Below are 13,833 nucleotides of genomic sequence, written 5' to 3'. Positions count from 1 at the left end.
GCCCTGTCGCTGTGTTTGACCGCCTCACCCTAGTCCAGACCGGGCTCGTCAAGCAAATGCCGCCCGCCACGATCTTCGACTTCGATCACCCAGAGATCGGGATCGAAACCGCGTTGCCGCGCGATGGCGGCGTCGACCTCACCCTCGATCCCGCCGAGCAGTTCGATCCAGCGGCGCGCCCCAGTCTGCAGGTCGAAACTGCGCTGAAACGCCCGCGCCTGCCCGTCGAGCGTGTTGAGCTTGACCAGCACCGCACCGGCGACGTCGTCCCCGTGATGGACCACGAAGGCCGGAATGTCCGAGAGGCGCAGTCGTGTCAGGTAGGCCTGCACCCAGAAGGACGCGGTAAGGCGCGTCATGGGGTGCAGCGGCGGGGTGCGGCGAGAGCGGTTGGGGCGGACGCCTCCGGCGGGAGTACTTGGACGAAGATGAAGCGAGGCAATCCGGTCACCCGTCTCCGTCCTTGAAATCCAGTCCCATTTCCGAAAAGCGTTCGGCCTCTTCCAGCCAGTTCGGCCGCACCTTGACCTGCAGGAAGAGATGCACCTTGCGTCCGAGAAACGCGGCGATCTCCTCGCGGGCGGCCTTCGAGACCGCTTTGATCGTCTCGCCCTTGTGGCCAAGAACGATCCCCTTGTGGCCATCGCGGACGACGTAGATCACCTGGTCGATCCGTGCCGAACCGTCCTTGCGTTCCTCCCAGGCCTCGGTTTCCACCGTCATCTGGTAGGGCAATTCCTGGTGCAGGCGCAGGGTGAGTTTCTCGCGCGTCATTTCTGCTGCGATCATGCGCATCGGGAGGTCGGCGATCTGGTCCTCGGGATAGAGCCACGGGCCTTCCGGCATTTCCTGCGCGAGCCATTTACGCAGCGCTTCGACCCCGTGGCCCTTTTCGGCCGAGATCATGAAGGTTTCGGCGAAGGCGAACCGATCGTTCATGTCCTTGCTGAGCGCGAGCAGGACCTCGGCCTTGACACGGTCGATCTTGTTGATCGCCAGTGCCACCTTGTGGCTTTCGCCGAGACCCTCGAGAATCCGCTCGACGCCCTCGGTGACACCACGATGCGCTTCGATCAGCAGGACAACACAGTCCGCATCGGCCACACCGCCCCAGGCGGCCGCGACCATGGCGCGGTCCAGCCGACGGCGCGGCTGGAACAGGCCCGGTGTATCGACGAAGACGATCTGCGTCTCGCCCTCCATCGCCACACCGCGAATGCGGGCCCGTGTGGTCTGCACCTTGTGAGTGACGATCGAGACCTTGGCCCCGACCATTCGGTTCAACAGGGTCGACTTGCCTGCGTTCGGCTCTCCGATCAGGGCGACGAATCCGGCGCGGCTCATGCGTCGTCCTCCAGTTGTTGTAGCAGCATTGCGGCTGCGCGCTGTTCGGCGAGGCGCTTGGATTTCGCGCTTGCGCGGGCCTCGGTACCGCTCTGCAGGCGTGCCGCCATCGTAAAGACCGGGGCGTGATCCGGACCCGACCGTTCAAGCTCGACATAGGCGGGCGGGGTTTCGCCGCGCGCCTGCGCCCATTCCTGCAAAGCGGTCTTTGGATCGCGCGCATCCGCGTCGACCAGATCGATCCGTTTGCCCCAGAGGCGCAGGATCATCGCCTGAGCGGCCTCGAACCCGCCATCCTTGTAGACGGCGGCTATCACGGCCTCGATCGCGTCGCCCAACAGCGCCTGCTTGCGCCGCCCGCCCGACAGCATCTCGGATCGGCCCAGCTTGAGCACCGCGCCCAGGTCGATATCGCGCGCAACGTCGGCACAGGTTTCCTTGCGCACCAGAGCGTTGAACCGGGGCGCCAGTTGCCCTTCGCTGGCCGACTTGTCACGCTCCAGAAGCGCCGTCGCCATCACCAGGCCAAGCACACGATCGCCGAGGAATTCGAGCCTCTGGTTGTCCGGACGGGTCTGCGAGGACACCGACCCGTGGGTCAACGCCCGCACCAGCAGGTCGGGCCGGGTGAACTCGTGGCCGATCCGGCGCTGGAACGCCTGAAGCTCGGCCGAGAGTTTCACTCCACCGCCTTGAAGAACCGGTCGCCACGCCAGGTCCAGAAAAACAGCATCGAGCGACCAGCGGAGCTGAACATCACGCGATCCGCCCGGCCGATGAGGTTTTCGAACGGCACGAAGCCGACGCCGCCGGCGCTCTGGGGCAGACGGCTGTCGCTCGAATTGTCGCGGTTGTCCCCCATGAAGAAGAAATGTCCCTCGGGCACCATATAGACCCCGGTATCGTCCATGCTCTGCGGTCCGATGTCGAGCACGATGTGCGAACCACCTTCGGGGAAGGTTTCGATGAAGCGGAGCTTTTCACAGGCGCCGCCCTGTCCGACCGGACCGTTGGCGCAGCGCGGGCGCGTTCCCTGCGGACCCTGCGGTTCGAAGGTTTCGGTGAACACCCCATCCGGCGTCAGTTCGACCGGAACGTCATTGATCGACAGGACACCCTGGCGCATCTGGATGCGGTCACCGGGCAGTCCCACGACACGCTTGATGAAATCGCGCCCGGTGACGGGGTGGCGGAACACGACGACATCGCCCCGCTCGGGCTCGGAGCCGAAAAGGCGGCTGTTGTCGCCGCGGAACATGCCGCAGATGTCCTCGGCGTCGATGTTGATACCGATGCCGGGCATGATGACGCTGGGGCAGGACGCATAGGAATAGCCATAGGCCATCTTGTTGACGAAAAGGAAATCGCCGATCAACAGCGTTTCCTTCATGGACCCGGAGGGAATCCAGAACGGCTGGAAGAACAGCGTGCGAAAGACGCCGGCAATCAGCAGGGCATAGACGATGGTCTTGATCGTTTCGACGATCGCGTTTCCCTTTTTGGCGTCATCGGCCATTCGGCTCTCCGGTCTTGCTGGTTTGGGCGCTACATGCGGGCCGGTTTGGTCAGTGTCAAGGCGCAGTCACGGTAGGTCGGCCACGGGGCGGGCCTCGATTACCACGAAGGCCTGCGCCCAGGGGTGATCGTCTGTCAGAGTGACATGAATGATCGCCTCGTACCCTGCCGGTGTCATCTCTGCGAGGCGCTCTGCGGCCCAGCCCGTGACATGCATCACCGGCTGTCCGGTGCGCAGGTTGCTGACCGCCATGTCCTTCCAGGCGATACCCATGCGCAACCCGGTGCCAAGCGCCTTGGAGCACGCCTCCTTGGCGGCCCACCGCTTGGCGTAGGTGCCGGCGACATCACGGCGACGCTCGGCCTTGCGCTGCTCGACGTCAGTGAAAACGCGGTTGCGAAAGCGGTCGCCGAACCGGTCCAACGTGTTCTGGATCCGGTCGATATTGGCCAGGTCCGTGCCGATGCCCAGAATCATCGCGCCCACGCTTCGTTCAGGACCGGGCCGTGTCCATCAGGCGGCGCATTTCAGAGATCGCGGGTTCAAGTCCGCGAAAGATCGCCTCGCCGATCAGGAAGTGACCGATGTTGAGCTCGCGCACCTCGGGAAAGGCCGCGACCGGCTGCACCGTGTCATAGGTGAGACCATGCCCGGCGTGCACCTCAAGACCCAGACCGTGGGCGAAGGTCGACATCTCGCGCAGCGCCTCCAGTTCGCGGTCGCGGTCCTCGTGCCGGCCCTCATGGTGCGCGTCGCAATAGGCGCCGGTATGCAGTTCGATCACCTCCGCTCCGATCCGGTGCGCGGCCTCGATCTGGCGCTTGTCCGCAGCGATGAAAATCGACACCCGGCATCCGGCCTCGCGCAGCGGCGCTATGAAATGAGCAAGGCGGTTTTCCTCGCGCGCGACCTCCAGCCCGCCTTCTGTTGTGCGTTCCTCGCGTTTCTCCGGCACGATGCAGACCGCGTGTGGCTTGTGGCGCAGCGCGATGGTCTGCATTTCCGCGGTCGCGGCCATCTCGAAGTTGAGCGGGATGCTCAGCACGTCCATCAGCCCGTCGATATCGGCATCGCTGATGTGGCGCCGGTCTTCGCGCAGATGCGCCGTGATGCCATCGGCCCCCGCCGCCTCTGCGATCCGCGCGGCCCGCAGCGGATCGGGCGTATCGCCGCCGCGCGCGTTGCGCACGGTCGCCACATGGTCGATGTTCACGCCAAGGCGCAGTCGATGGTCTGTCATGGTCGGATTCCGTCAAGGTGTCTCGTGTGACACTAGTCCGCTTTGGCCACGCCGTCAGCCTTCGCTTCGGCTTTTTTGCGGATCGCGTCGAATTTCTTCTTGATGATCTTCTTGCGCCGGTTCTGATAGGCGCGGATCAGCGGTACACTCAGAAAATAGCAGACAGTCGCGGTGATGGCGCCCGGGATGATGCCACCCACAAGGTAGGGCAGGAAGACCTCGTCATAGAACACGCTGAGTCCGTGCCAATCGGGCTCGCGATCGGTGAACAGGGCCAGGAAATTGTTCTTGAGGTCGCCGCCCGCGTCGACGAACTTGCCGCCGAACGAGCGCGCCGCCTGCTCTTCGATCGTGTCGCCCAGCAGGAAATGACCGGTCTTCAGCGACACGAAGCCGATCGGCACGTAGGTCAGCGGATTGCCGAAGAAGGTAGCCATCAACGCCGCCAGGATGTTGCCGCGCAGCAGCCGCGCGATCAGGAAAGCAACCAGGAAATGCACGGTGTAGAAAGGCGTGAAGGTCGTGAACACTCCGGCCCAGATGCCGCGCGCGATCCGTTCGGGCGTGTCGGGCAAGCGCCTGACGCGGTGCTTGATATAGTGAAACGCGCGGGTCCAGCCGCCCTTGGGATACAGGAAATCCGCTGTGGCGCGCAGCATCGGGCGTCGGTCACGGCGTCTGAATACCAAGGGAGCGTCCTCTACTGTCCCGGTCCAACTCAACTGACCGAGGCGCGAACCTTGGCCTTTTCTCGATAGCGTTCCACCGCCGCGACATCGCTGTCGGCCTCGAGCGCCAGCATCAGGGACAGCAGCTGCTCGACATCGCGCAGCTCGACCTTGACGACCAGCCGGTAAAAATCCGGTTTCCGGTCGATGAACTCAAGGTCGCTGATATTGGCCTTTTTTTCACCGATCAATGTGCAAATACGTCCCAGGACGCCGGCGTCGTTCCCGATCGTCAGGTCCAGCGTCGCGCCGTAGACCGCCGGGTGCGTCCCGCTGTGCCAATGCAGGTCGATCCAGCGTTCGGGCTGATCCTCGTACTCGCTCAGCTTGTCGCAGTCGATCGCGTGGACAACCACACCCTTGCCGCGGAAGGTGATGCCCACGATGCGTTCGCCGGGCAGCGGCTGGCAACAGGGCGCCCTTTCAAAGGATTGGCCCGGCGACAGGCCGATCACGGCACGGCGCGGCGATATCTGGTCCCCCTGATCCGGCGCGAGATCGGGATAGACCGCCTGCACCACGTCATGCGCGGTCAGTTCGGCGCTGCCAAGCCGCGCCAGCAACTCCTTGCGATCGCGCAGGCGCAGGTGCTTGGCGGCCGTGGACAACGCCTTGTCTGTCGCCTTGCGGCCGACATGTTCGAAGGCGGCGCGCGCCAGTTCCTGTCCCAGCTTGACGAACCGTTCCCGGTCGAGCTCTCGCAGGGCGCGGCGGATTGCGGTGCGGGCCTTTCCGGTGGTCGCGATGTCCAGCCAGCTGGTCTGCGGCGTCTGTCCTTCGGCGGTGATGATCTCGACCGATTGCCCGTTCTTCAGCCGCGTCCAGAGCGGCACGCGCAAACCGTCTACCTTGGCGCCGACACAGGAGCCGCCGATCCGGGTATGGATCGCATAGGCATAGTCGATCGGGGTGGCGCCGCGCGGCAGCTTGACCACGTCGCCCTTGGGCGTGAAGCAGAAGACCTGGTCCGAATACATCTCGAGCTTGACCGCCTCGAGGAAATCCTCGTGGTCCTCCTCGGCGTCGAATTGTTCGGTCAGCCCGGAGATCCACTTCGCCGGATCGACCGCGAACGGGTTTTCGCTGCGCACCCCGTCGCGATAGGACCAATGCGCGGCGACGCCGGTTTCGGCGACGTCATGCATCTGGCGGGTGCGGATCTGCACTTCGACCCGTTTTCCGTCACGTCCTGACACGGTGGTATGGATCGACCGGTAACCGTTCGTCTTGGGTTGGCTGATGTAGTCCTTGAACCGGCCCGGCACCGCGCGCCAGCGCTGGTGGATCGCGCCGAGCGTGCGGTAGCAATCCTCCTCGCTCGCGGTAATGATACGGAAGCCGTAGATGTCGGACAGGCGCGAGAACCCCTGCTCCTTCTCCTGCATCTTGCGCCAGATCGAATAGGGCTTCTTGGCACGGCCGAAGACCTCCGCTTCGATCCCTGCCTTTTCCAACTCATGCCGCATGTCGCCGGTGATACGGTGGATCACGTCGCCGGTTTCGCGCTGCAATGTGATGAACCGCCGGATGATAGATTGCCGGCCTTCCGGGTTCAGCACGCGGAAGCTCAGGTCCTCCAACTCCTCGCGCATCCATTGCATCCCCATGCGCCCGGCCAGCGGCGCATAGATATCCATCGTTTCGCGCGCTTTCTGGACCTGCTTTTCCGGCCGCATCGACTTGATCGTGCGCATGTTGTGCAGCCGGTCCGCCAGCTTCACGAGGATCACCCGCAGATCCTTGGACATGGCCATGAACAGCTTGCGGAAATTCTCGGCCTGTTTTGTCTCGGTGCTCGACAGTTGCAGGTTGGTCAGCTTGGTGACGCCGTCGACGAGTTCCGCGACCTCGGTCCCGAAGCGGGACTCGACCTCGCGATAGGAGGCCTTGGTGTCCTCGATCGTGTCGTGCAGAAGCGCCGTGATGATCGTCGCATCGTCCAGCCGTTGCTCGGTCAGGATCGCGGCCACCGCAACGGGATGCGAGAAATAGGGCTCGCCCGAATGCCGGAACTGGCCCTCGTGCATCTGCATCCCGTAGGCATAGGCCGACGCGATGCGTTCCGCATTGGTTTTCGGGTTGTAGTTGCGGACCAGCGCAATCAGATCATCAACTGCAATCATCCGGTCCGCACCTCGAAGGGTCGTGGCGGTTTCAGCCCTGACCCTGCGCCTCCATCAACTGGCGCAGAAGCATTTCTTCGGACATGTCGTCCTCGGCCGGCTTGTCCGCTTCGGTTCCCATCAGGAGCGCCATGCTGTCCTCTTCGGGCTCGTCGACTTCGATCTGGCTCTGGTTGCTTTCGATCAGGCGTTCGCGCAGATCGTCGGCGCGCTGGGTTTCTTCCGCGATCTCGCGCAGGGACACGACGGGGTTCTTGTCGTTGTCGCGGTCGACCGTGATCGCGGCGCCGGCGGAGATTTCGCGCGCCCGGTGAGCGGCCAGCATCACCAGTTCGAATCGGTTCGGAACCTTGTCGACGCAGTCTTCTACCGTTACGCGGGCCATCGGGCACTCCATCTGTTCGTTCGGATCAGAAAACGCGGTTCTAGACGCGAATCCATCGCTTGACAAGGTGTGATCCGCTGGTCCTGCCCTTTCTAGAGGGGGCGAACGGAGTCGACCTGATCGCGCGGCAAGGCATCGCAAAGCGCCCGGGCGGACCGGTTCAGAACCGGGTGTGTCCAGTCCGGCAGAACGTCGCAAAGCGGCACCAGGGCGAAGGCCCGGTCCTGAAGTCTCGGATGGGGCAGCACGAGTCCGTCCGGAACCGCGCCGACCTGCTCCGCGGGCGGCAAGTCACGCCAGACTTCATGGGTCTTTCGGTCCGGCAGCACAGCGTCTTCCCAGGTCAGCAGGTCGAGATCGAGCGTCCGCATGCCCCAGCGCTGGACACGTTCGCGCCCATACACCGCTTCGATCTCATGCAACCTTTGCAAGAGTGCAGCGGGCGACAGCAGTGTTGCGACAAGCACGGCGGCGTTGACGTAATCCGGCCCCGCACCGGGCGGAAAACAGGGCGTGGCGTAGAACCGGCTCACCGCGCGAATCATGACCTCGGGGCAGGACAGTCGACGGACCGCTCCGATGAGCGAAGTTGTCGTAAGGGCATCCTGAAATGGCAGATTTCCGCCAAGTGCAATGACCGCTCTTGACCGAGATTCCATCATTTTTGACCCTGTTTCATAAAAATGTGCTACTTGCGGTGGGGTATGTTTCACCTATTTTACTGCTAGCGCACCGTCAATTTAAGCACTCACTCACGGAACTCCGACGGGGCGTCGTACCGGAAGGACAATTCGATGTTTTACAAAGACGAACGGCTCGCGCTGTTCATCGATGGTTCGAATCTTTATGCAGCGGCAAAAGCGTTGGGTTTTGATATCGACTACAAGTTGTTGCGCCAGGAATTCATGCGGCGCGGAAAAATGCTGCGCGCATTCTATTATACGGCGTTGCTCGAGAATGACGAATATTCGCCGATCCGTCCGCTCGTCGACTGGCTGCACTACAACGGGTTCACCATGGTGACCAAGCCGGCCAAGGAATACACCGACAGCATGGGACGCCGGAAGGTAAAGGGCAACATGGATATCGAGTTGACCGTGGATGCCATGGAACTGGCACCGCGTGTCGATCATATCGTGCTGTTTTCCGGCGACGGCGATTTCCGCCCGCTGGTCGCCAGCCTGCAACGCCAAGGTGTTCGCGTGTCGGTTGTATCGACGATCCGCAGCCAGCCCCCGATGATCTCGGATGAGCTGCGCCGCCAGGCGGACAACTTCATCGAACTCGAAGAACTGCGCGACGTGATTGGTCGCCCGCCCCGCGACGCGGTGCAGGAACCACGCAGCGTGGCCGCCGCCGGCGGCCAGTGACGCGAAAAGACAAGGAAACGCCCGGAAGACCGGGCGTTTCCACCTTCCGTTTCAGCCCTGCGCATCGGCATTGATGCGATCGTGGGCATCGATCACCTCGGGCGGCCACGTGCTCTTGATATAGGCCAGTACGGCAATGATCTCGTCCCGGCTCAAAACATCCCGAAATCCCCGCATGTTGCTGCGATAGCCGCCACCGACGATCTGCTCGGTTCCCAACATCGTGATCGCGATCAACTGGCTGTCAGGATGATGCCAGGTGTGCCCCGTCTCGTCATGCGGCGGCGCCGGGAGATAGCCATCGGCATCACGCACGCGCCAGTCGCCCTGTCCTTCAAGGTTGGCCCCGTGGCAGGCGGCGCATTCTGCGCCATAGATCGCCTCACCCCGCGCGATCACGTCCGCATCCCGGTACGGCAGGCCCTCGCCCGCGCTGTTGCGCGACGCCCAGACGAACGCTCCAATCGCAACGGCGACAAGCACCGCGACGCCCACACTGACATTTCTCATCGCTTGCTCCCTGAGGTCATCGCGGGTCGGGTGCCACCTTCCCCTGCTGGAACCTCCAATCACATCCCTGTGACGCAGCATCCGACTGGACGATACCGGTCCAAAGCCTTAGGTCACATCACAGGGAGACCGAAGATGGCAAAGCAACCGTTGACGCTCTATCTTGCCGCGCCGCGCGGCTTCTGCGCGGGCGTGGACCGGGCGATCAAGATCGTGGAAATGGCGCTCCAGAAATGGGGCGCCCCTGTCTATGTGCGCCACGAGATCGTGCACAACAAGTTCGTCGTCGACGGGCTCAAGGCCAAGGGCGCGGTGTTCGTCGAGGAATTGTCAGACTGCCCCACAGACCGGCCAGTGATCTTTTCCGCCCACGGCGTGCCGAAATCCGTCCCGGCCGAAGCGGCCGAACGCCGGATGATCTTCGTCGATGCCACCTGCCCGCTGGTCAGCAAGGTCCATATCGAGGCTCAACGCCACGCCGAGAACGGGCTGCAGATGATCATGATCGGGCACAAGGACCATCCCGAGACCGTCGGCACGATGGGCCAGTTGCCCGAGGGCGAAGTCCTGCTGGTCGAAACGGTGCTGGACGTGGCGACGGTGCAGGTGCGCGACCCGGAACACATCGCCTTCGTGACGCAGACCACCCTCAGCGTGGATGACACCGCCGATATCGTCGCGGCGCTCAAGACGCGGTTTCCAGCGATCGTCGGCCCTCACAAGGAAGACATCTGCTATGCCACCACCAACCGGCAGGAAGCGGTAAAGGCGATGGCGCCCCATGCCGACGCGATGCTGGTGGTCGGCGCGCCCAATTCATCGAACTCGCGTCGGCTGGTCGAGGTGGGTGCCAAGGCCGGGTGCGCCTACGCGCAACTGGTGCAGCGGGCGACGGATATCGACTGGCGCGCGCTCGAGGGAGTTGCGAGCATCGGCGTGACCGCAGGTGCCTCGGCGCCCGAAGAACTGATCGACGAGGTGATCGACGCAATCGGTGCGCGCTATGACGTGACCGTCTGCACCATCGAAACCGCTGTCGAGAACGTGGAGTTCAAGGTGCCGCGGGTGCTGCGGGCCGCCGAATGACACGGATTCCCCTTGCTCCCCTGACGCTGGGCCTCGCGGGGCTGATCCCCTTCGTATGGGGTGCGGCGACCTACCTGAACGACGACCTGCAGGCCTGGGGGGCCTCAACCCTGGGTCCGCGCTTTGTCGGCCCCTATGTGCAGCTGTTCTACGGCTCTGTGATCCTTTCCTTCATGTCGGGCGTGCTCTGGGGCTTTGCCACCAAGGCCGAAGGTGCGCGCGCCGCGACCGGCTATGCCCTGTCGGTATTGCCCGCGCTCTGGGCCTTTTTCATGACCGGCGGAGGGCCGGTGAGCGCCGGCATGAACCTGATCTTCGGCTTCGCGGGTCTGCTGCTTCTGGACTATGCGTTTTACACTTGGGGGCTGACCCCGTCCTGGTGGATGCGCCTGCGTGTCCTGCTGACGGCGATCGTCATCGCCTGTCTCGCGGTCGGGATCTGGCTGTGAGCGACGCACGCACCATCGCGGTCTATGACCGCCAGACCGCGGAGTATGCCGCCATGATGGACCGCGAAGCGACCCGCGATCCGATGATCGTGCGGTTCATCGAGGCCTGTCACCCCGGGGGAACGGTTCTCGATCTGGGTTGCGGACCGGGCCACTACGCAGGCCGCATGGCCGAGGCCCGGCTAAGCACCGAGGCCATAGACGCCTCCGCCGCAATGGTCGAGCGTGCCGCGCAGATCCCCGGCGTAGCGGCACGATTGGGCCGGTTCGAGGACCTCGCAGAGCGGGACCGCTATGATGGCATCTGGGCCTATTTCAGCCTCCTGCACGCCGCCCGTGCCGATTTGCCCGGACACCTGGCGCGTATCGCCGCCGCGCTGAAACCGGGCGGGGTCCTCTTCATCGGGATGAAACGCGGCAGCGGCAGCGGACGTGACCGTCTGGACCGATACTATGAATACTACGAACGGGCCGAACTCGACGAGATGCTGGTGGCCGCCGGGCTGACCCCGGTCGATCACTGGACCGGCAAAGCGTCCGGCTTGGCCGGTCATCCGCAAGGCTGGATCGTGATCCGCGCCGATGCCTGACCTGTTCGCCTATACCGACGGAGCCTGTTCCGGCAATCCCGGCCCGGGTGGCTGGGGCGTCCTGATGCGCGCGATGGACGGCGAGCGCGTGGTGAAGGAACGCGAACTCTGCGGCGGCGAGGACGGAACCACCAACAACCGGATGGAGCTGCTCGCCGCGATCAACGCGCTCGAAGCCCTGTCCCGCCCAAGCGCCATCACGATCGTGACCGACAGCCAGTACGTGAAGAACGGCGTCACCAGCTGGATACATGGCTGGAAACGCAACGGCTGGAAGACCGCAGCGAAGAAATCGGTCAAGAATGCCGAATTGTGGCAACGGCTGGATGCCGCGCAAGCGAGTCATGACGTGACCTGGGAGTGGGTCAAGGGCCACGCAGGCCATCCCGAGAACGAGCGCGCCGACGAACTGGCTCGCGCGGGCATGGCACCCTTCAAGTCACGCGGAGCGGCCAAGTGAGCTTTCTTGAGCTGTTGGACTATGCGTCGGTTCTCGTCTTCGCGCTGACCGGGGCGCTGGTGGCGAGCCGGGCGCAACTGGACCTTGTCGGGTTCGCCTTCATCGCCGCACTGACGGCGGTGGGCGGCGGCACCGTGCGCGACGTGATCCTGGGGCGCGATCCGGTGTTCTGGGTCGGCCAGCCCGCCTATATCCTGATCGGTGTCGCGGCGGCGGTCCTGGTGTTTTTCACCGCGCACCTGGTCGAGAGCCGTTATCGCTGGCTGTTATGGCTGGACAGTTTTGCACTGTCGATCGCCGTGGCCGCGGGCACCGGCGTCGCCCTGTCGCTGGGCCAACCCGGCGTCATCGTGGTTCTGATGGGCGTGGCGACCGGATGCCTCGGCGGATTGATGCGCGACGTGGTGGTCGGAGAAATCCCGCTGGTGCTGAAACAGGGCGAGCTTTACGCAACCGCCGCATTGACCGGATCGGCCGCCGCGATCCTTGCCCTGCATCTCGGTGTCGCGACCCGCCCTTCCCTGCTGATCGCGGCAACGGTGTGCTGGGTGCTGCGCGCGGGCTCGCTCGCCTTCGGCTGGCGCCTGCCAGTCTACAAGAGCCGCCCGCCCCGCGTCTGAGTCAGCGCCGGTAACGCTGCCAGAGCCAGATGAGCAGCATCGCGCCCAGCACGGCCCCGACGAAGCCCGACATCGCACCCATGACGCTCACCAGGAGTCGCAGGACCAATCCGCCGATCAATGCGCCCATGATGCCGATGAACATGGTGGTGGGAATGTCGGCCTCGATCCGCATCAACCGCGTTGCGAGGAAACCCGCCGCGGCGCCGATGATAACAAGTCCGATGATGCTGATGCCCATGGGGTCACCTGCGCCAATGGGTCGGAACGATGATCAGCGCCCCGATCGAGGACAGGATCGCGTTCAGCCCGGGCGAGGAAAACCCGATCCCGAACATGATGCGCACGAAATAGAACAGGAAGGCTCCGCCGATGCAAATGATGATCGACTGCAGATAGCCATTGTGCGTGAACCCCGTCTTCTCCGACAGGTAACCGACGATCCCGGCGATCACCACGGTACCGATCATGGTCGGGAACATGCTGGCTCTCCTACAACCGGGTGCCGGGCGCGACAGGCCACCCGCGCAACACCGTCTCGGTATCCTGCGCGGCTTTGCCCGCCCTTTGCAACCGCAACAGCGATACCGCCCCACTGCCGCAAGCCACGGTCAATGTATCGTCCAGTACCGTGCCCGGCGCACCCGCAGCGTCGGCAAGACATGACGACAGCAGCTTGACCCGTTCGCCCGCAATCTCGGTCCAGGCGCCGGGGAAAGGCGAAAGACCGCGGATCAGCCGATCCACATCCTCGGCCGGGCGAGTCCAGTCGACTTTTGCCTCGGCCTTGTCGATCTTCCCGGCATAGGTCACGCCTGTTTCGGCTTGTGGCTCGGGTGCTAGGTCACCCAGGCGCGCGAGCGTCTCCACGATCGCTTCGGCGCCCAGCTGCGCCAGCCTGTCGTGCAGATCGCCGGTGGTGTCCTGCGCCCCGATCCCGATCGACCTGCGCAGCAGCACCGGTCCGGTGTCCAGACCGGCCTCCATCTGCATGATGCAGATGCCGGTTTCGGTGTCACCGGCCATGATCGCCCGGTGGATCGGCGCCGCCCCGCGCCAGCGCGGCAACAGGCTCGCATGGATGTTCAGGCAGCCGTGACGCGGCGCATCGAGGATCGGCTGCGGCAGGATCAGCCCATAGGCCACGACCACCGCCACGTCGGCGTCATGCCCAACGAACGCAGCCTGCGCCTCGGGCGTGCGCAGAGTGACCGGATGGTGGACGGCGAGACCCAGCGACTCGGCCCTCGCCTGCACCGGGCTGGGCCTCTCCTTCTTGCCGCGTCCGGCCGGGCGCGGCGGCTGGCAATAGACGGCGACGATCTCGTGCCCCGCCTGCACCAGTGCATCGAGGACCGGAACCGAAAATGCCGGCGTTCCCATGAAAACGATACGCACTGTGCCTGTCCTCC

20 protein-coding genes are annotated in these 13,833 nt (G+C 64.1%); 6 read left to right on the top strand and 14 right to left on the bottom strand.

Going from position 1 to position 13,833, the window contains the following annotated elements; genetic code table 11:
• Window positions 1-29 precede the first annotated feature (29 nt).
• From JF290_RS14200 to folK, 10 genes are all read right to left on the bottom strand, one after another.
• A complete protein-coding gene (locus JF290_RS14200; RefSeq protein WP_199025552.1) occupies window positions 30-359 on the bottom strand; it encodes a DUF1491 family protein in 330 nt (109 codons plus the stop codon).
• An 88-nt stretch (window positions 360-447) separates the two neighbouring features.
• On the bottom strand, window positions 448-1,344 hold the full coding sequence (gene era / locus JF290_RS14195) for a GTPase Era (protein WP_199025551.1): 897 nt from the start codon (window positions 1,342-1,344) through the stop codon (window positions 448-450).
• Complete coding sequence (gene rnc / locus JF290_RS14190) at window positions 1,341-2,027, bottom strand: ribonuclease III (protein ID WP_199025550.1); 687 nt, start codon at window positions 2,025-2,027, stop codon at window positions 1,341-1,343. Before rnc ends, era begins: the two co-directional genes overlap by 4 nt.
• Window positions 2,024-2,860, bottom strand: a complete 837-nt coding sequence (gene lepB, locus JF290_RS14185; RefSeq protein WP_199025549.1) for a signal peptidase I — start codon at window positions 2,858-2,860, stop codon at window positions 2,024-2,026. The genes rnc and lepB overlap by 4 nt, the downstream gene beginning before the upstream one ends.
• Window positions 2,861-2,926: 66 nt before the next feature.
• A complete protein-coding gene (gene acpS, locus JF290_RS14180) occupies window positions 2,927-3,337 on the bottom strand; it encodes a holo-ACP synthase (protein ID WP_199025548.1) in 411 nt (136 codons plus the stop codon).
• 16 nt (window positions 3,338-3,353) lie between these two features.
• A complete protein-coding gene (locus tag JF290_RS14175) occupies window positions 3,354-4,100 on the bottom strand; it encodes a pyridoxine 5'-phosphate synthase (protein ID WP_199025547.1) in 747 nt (248 codons plus the stop codon).
• Window positions 4,101-4,132: 32 nt separating this feature from the next.
• The gene (locus JF290_RS14170) at window positions 4,133-4,789 is read right to left on the bottom strand and encodes a DUF2062 domain-containing protein (RefSeq protein ID WP_199025546.1); all 657 of its coding nucleotides are present in this window, start codon (window positions 4,787-4,789) and stop codon (window positions 4,133-4,135) included.
• Between the two features lie 29 nt (window positions 4,790-4,818).
• On the bottom strand, window positions 4,819-6,951 hold the full coding sequence (locus tag JF290_RS14165) for a RelA/SpoT family protein (RefSeq protein ID WP_199025545.1): 2,133 nt from the start codon (window positions 6,949-6,951) through the stop codon (window positions 4,819-4,821).
• Between the two features lie 31 nt (window positions 6,952-6,982).
• Window positions 6,983-7,336, bottom strand: coding sequence for a DNA-directed RNA polymerase subunit omega (rpoZ, locus tag JF290_RS14160; RefSeq protein WP_199025544.1), 354 nt, complete (start codon window positions 7,334-7,336; stop codon window positions 6,983-6,985).
• 92 nt (window positions 7,337-7,428) lie between these two features.
• Window positions 7,429-7,995: a 2-amino-4-hydroxy-6-hydroxymethyldihydropteridine diphosphokinase gene (folK, locus tag JF290_RS14155; protein WP_328701261.1), complete on the bottom strand. Its 567-nt coding sequence runs from the start codon at window positions 7,993-7,995 to the stop codon at window positions 7,429-7,431.
• A gap of 135 nt (window positions 7,996-8,130) precedes the next feature.
• Between folK and JF290_RS14150 the strand changes: the two genes are divergently transcribed.
• Window positions 8,131-8,706: a LabA-like NYN domain-containing protein gene (locus tag JF290_RS14150; RefSeq protein WP_199025542.1), complete on the top strand. Its 576-nt coding sequence runs from the start codon at window positions 8,131-8,133 to the stop codon at window positions 8,704-8,706.
• Window positions 8,707-8,757: 51 nt separating this feature from the next.
• Here the strand turns inward: JF290_RS14150 and JF290_RS14145 are convergent, their stop codons facing one another.
• Window positions 8,758-9,216: a c-type cytochrome gene (locus JF290_RS14145; protein ID WP_199025541.1), complete on the bottom strand. Its 459-nt coding sequence runs from the start codon at window positions 9,214-9,216 to the stop codon at window positions 8,758-8,760.
• Window positions 9,217-9,351: 135 nt separating this feature from the next.
• Between JF290_RS14145 and ispH the strand changes: the two genes are divergently transcribed.
• From ispH to JF290_RS14120, 5 genes are read left to right on the top strand one after another with little or no spacing between them, the layout of a single operon-like run.
• Window positions 9,352-10,302 (top strand): 4-hydroxy-3-methylbut-2-enyl diphosphate reductase, encoded by a 951-nt coding sequence (gene ispH, locus JF290_RS14140; protein WP_199025540.1) that lies wholly within the window; start codon window positions 9,352-9,354, stop codon window positions 10,300-10,302.
• The gene (locus JF290_RS14135; RefSeq protein WP_199025539.1) at window positions 10,299-10,751 is read left to right on the top strand and encodes a DUF3429 domain-containing protein; all 453 of its coding nucleotides are present in this window, start codon (window positions 10,299-10,301) and stop codon (window positions 10,749-10,751) included. The genes ispH and JF290_RS14135 overlap by 4 nt, the downstream gene beginning before the upstream one ends.
• A complete protein-coding gene (locus JF290_RS14130; RefSeq protein WP_199025538.1) occupies window positions 10,748-11,341 on the top strand; it encodes a class I SAM-dependent methyltransferase in 594 nt (197 codons plus the stop codon). The genes JF290_RS14135 and JF290_RS14130 overlap by 4 nt, the downstream gene beginning before the upstream one ends.
• Complete coding sequence (gene rnhA / locus JF290_RS14125) at window positions 11,334-11,801, top strand: ribonuclease HI (RefSeq protein ID WP_199025537.1); 468 nt, start codon at window positions 11,334-11,336, stop codon at window positions 11,799-11,801. Before JF290_RS14130 ends, rnhA begins: the two co-directional genes overlap by 8 nt.
• Entirely contained in the window at window positions 11,798-12,421 is a 624-nt protein-coding gene (locus JF290_RS14120) for a trimeric intracellular cation channel family protein (protein ID WP_199025536.1), read from the top strand. Before rnhA ends, JF290_RS14120 begins: the two co-directional genes overlap by 4 nt.
• A gap of 1 nt (window position 12,422) precedes the next feature.
• Here JF290_RS14120 and JF290_RS14115 read toward each other — a convergent pair whose 3' ends face one another.
• From JF290_RS14115 to fmt, 3 genes are read right to left on the bottom strand one after another with little or no spacing between them, the layout of a single operon-like run.
• A complete protein-coding gene (locus JF290_RS14115) occupies window positions 12,423-12,662 on the bottom strand; it encodes a GlsB/YeaQ/YmgE family stress response membrane protein (RefSeq protein WP_233155378.1) in 240 nt (79 codons plus the stop codon).
• Between the two features lie 4 nt (window positions 12,663-12,666).
• Window positions 12,667-12,903 (bottom strand): hypothetical protein, encoded by a 237-nt coding sequence (locus tag JF290_RS14110; protein WP_199025535.1) that lies wholly within the window; start codon window positions 12,901-12,903, stop codon window positions 12,667-12,669.
• Between the two features lie 10 nt (window positions 12,904-12,913).
• Window positions 12,914-13,819, bottom strand: a complete 906-nt coding sequence (fmt, locus tag JF290_RS14105; RefSeq protein WP_199025534.1) for a methionyl-tRNA formyltransferase — start codon at window positions 13,817-13,819, stop codon at window positions 12,914-12,916.
• Between the last annotated feature and the right edge of the window lie 14 nt (window positions 13,820-13,833).

Origin of the sequence: Sedimentitalea arenosa, from assembly GCF_016428585.1 — a bacterium.
In the GTDB taxonomy this organism is placed as follows: Bacteria; Pseudomonadota; Alphaproteobacteria; order Rhodobacterales; family Rhodobacteraceae; genus Sedimentitalea; species Sedimentitalea arenosa.
This window is presented reverse-complemented; position numbering and strand designations above follow the sequence as displayed.

Excerpts from the sequence above, each read along its gene's own strand:
- JF290_RS14200 (WP_199025552.1), bottom strand. The coding sequence starts at position 359 with ATGACGCGCCTTACCGCGTCCTTCTGGGTGCAGGCCTACCTGACACGA.
- era (WP_199025551.1), bottom strand. The coding sequence starts at position 1,344 with ATGAGCCGCGCCGGATTCGTCGCCCTGATCGGAGAGCCGAACGCAGGC.
- lepB (WP_199025549.1), bottom strand. The coding sequence starts at position 2,860 with ATGGCCGATGACGCCAAAAAGGGAAACGCGATCGTCGAAACGATCAAG.
- acpS (WP_199025548.1), bottom strand. The coding sequence starts at position 3,337 with ATGATTCTGGGCATCGGCACGGACCTGGCCAATATCGACCGGATCCAG.
- JF290_RS14175 (WP_199025547.1), bottom strand. The coding sequence starts at position 4,100 with ATGACAGACCATCGACTGCGCCTTGGCGTGAACATCGACCATGTGGCG.
- JF290_RS14165 (WP_199025545.1), bottom strand. The coding sequence starts at position 6,951 with ATGATTGCAGTTGATGATCTGATTGCGCTGGTCCGCAACTACAACCCG.
- rpoZ (WP_199025544.1), bottom strand. The coding sequence starts at position 7,336 with ATGGCCCGCGTAACGGTAGAAGACTGCGTCGACAAGGTTCCGAACCGA.
- folK (WP_328701261.1), bottom strand. The coding sequence starts at position 7,995 with ATGGAATCTCGGTCAAGAGCGGTCATTGCACTTGGCGGAAATCTGCCA.
- JF290_RS14150 (WP_199025542.1), top strand. The coding sequence starts at position 8,131 with ATGTTTTACAAAGACGAACGGCTCGCGCTGTTCATCGATGGTTCGAAT.
- JF290_RS14145 (WP_199025541.1), bottom strand. The coding sequence starts at position 9,216 with ATGAGAAATGTCAGTGTGGGCGTCGCGGTGCTTGTCGCCGTTGCGATT.
- ispH (WP_199025540.1), top strand. The coding sequence starts at position 9,352 with ATGGCAAAGCAACCGTTGACGCTCTATCTTGCCGCGCCGCGCGGCTTC.
- JF290_RS14135 (WP_199025539.1), top strand. The coding sequence starts at position 10,299 with ATGACACGGATTCCCCTTGCTCCCCTGACGCTGGGCCTCGCGGGGCTG.
- rnhA (WP_199025537.1), top strand. The coding sequence starts at position 11,334 with ATGCCTGACCTGTTCGCCTATACCGACGGAGCCTGTTCCGGCAATCCC.
- JF290_RS14115 (WP_233155378.1), bottom strand. The coding sequence starts at position 12,662 with ATGGGCATCAGCATCATCGGACTTGTTATCATCGGCGCCGCGGCGGGT.
- JF290_RS14110 (WP_199025535.1), bottom strand. The coding sequence starts at position 12,903 with ATGTTCCCGACCATGATCGGTACCGTGGTGATCGCCGGGATCGTCGGT.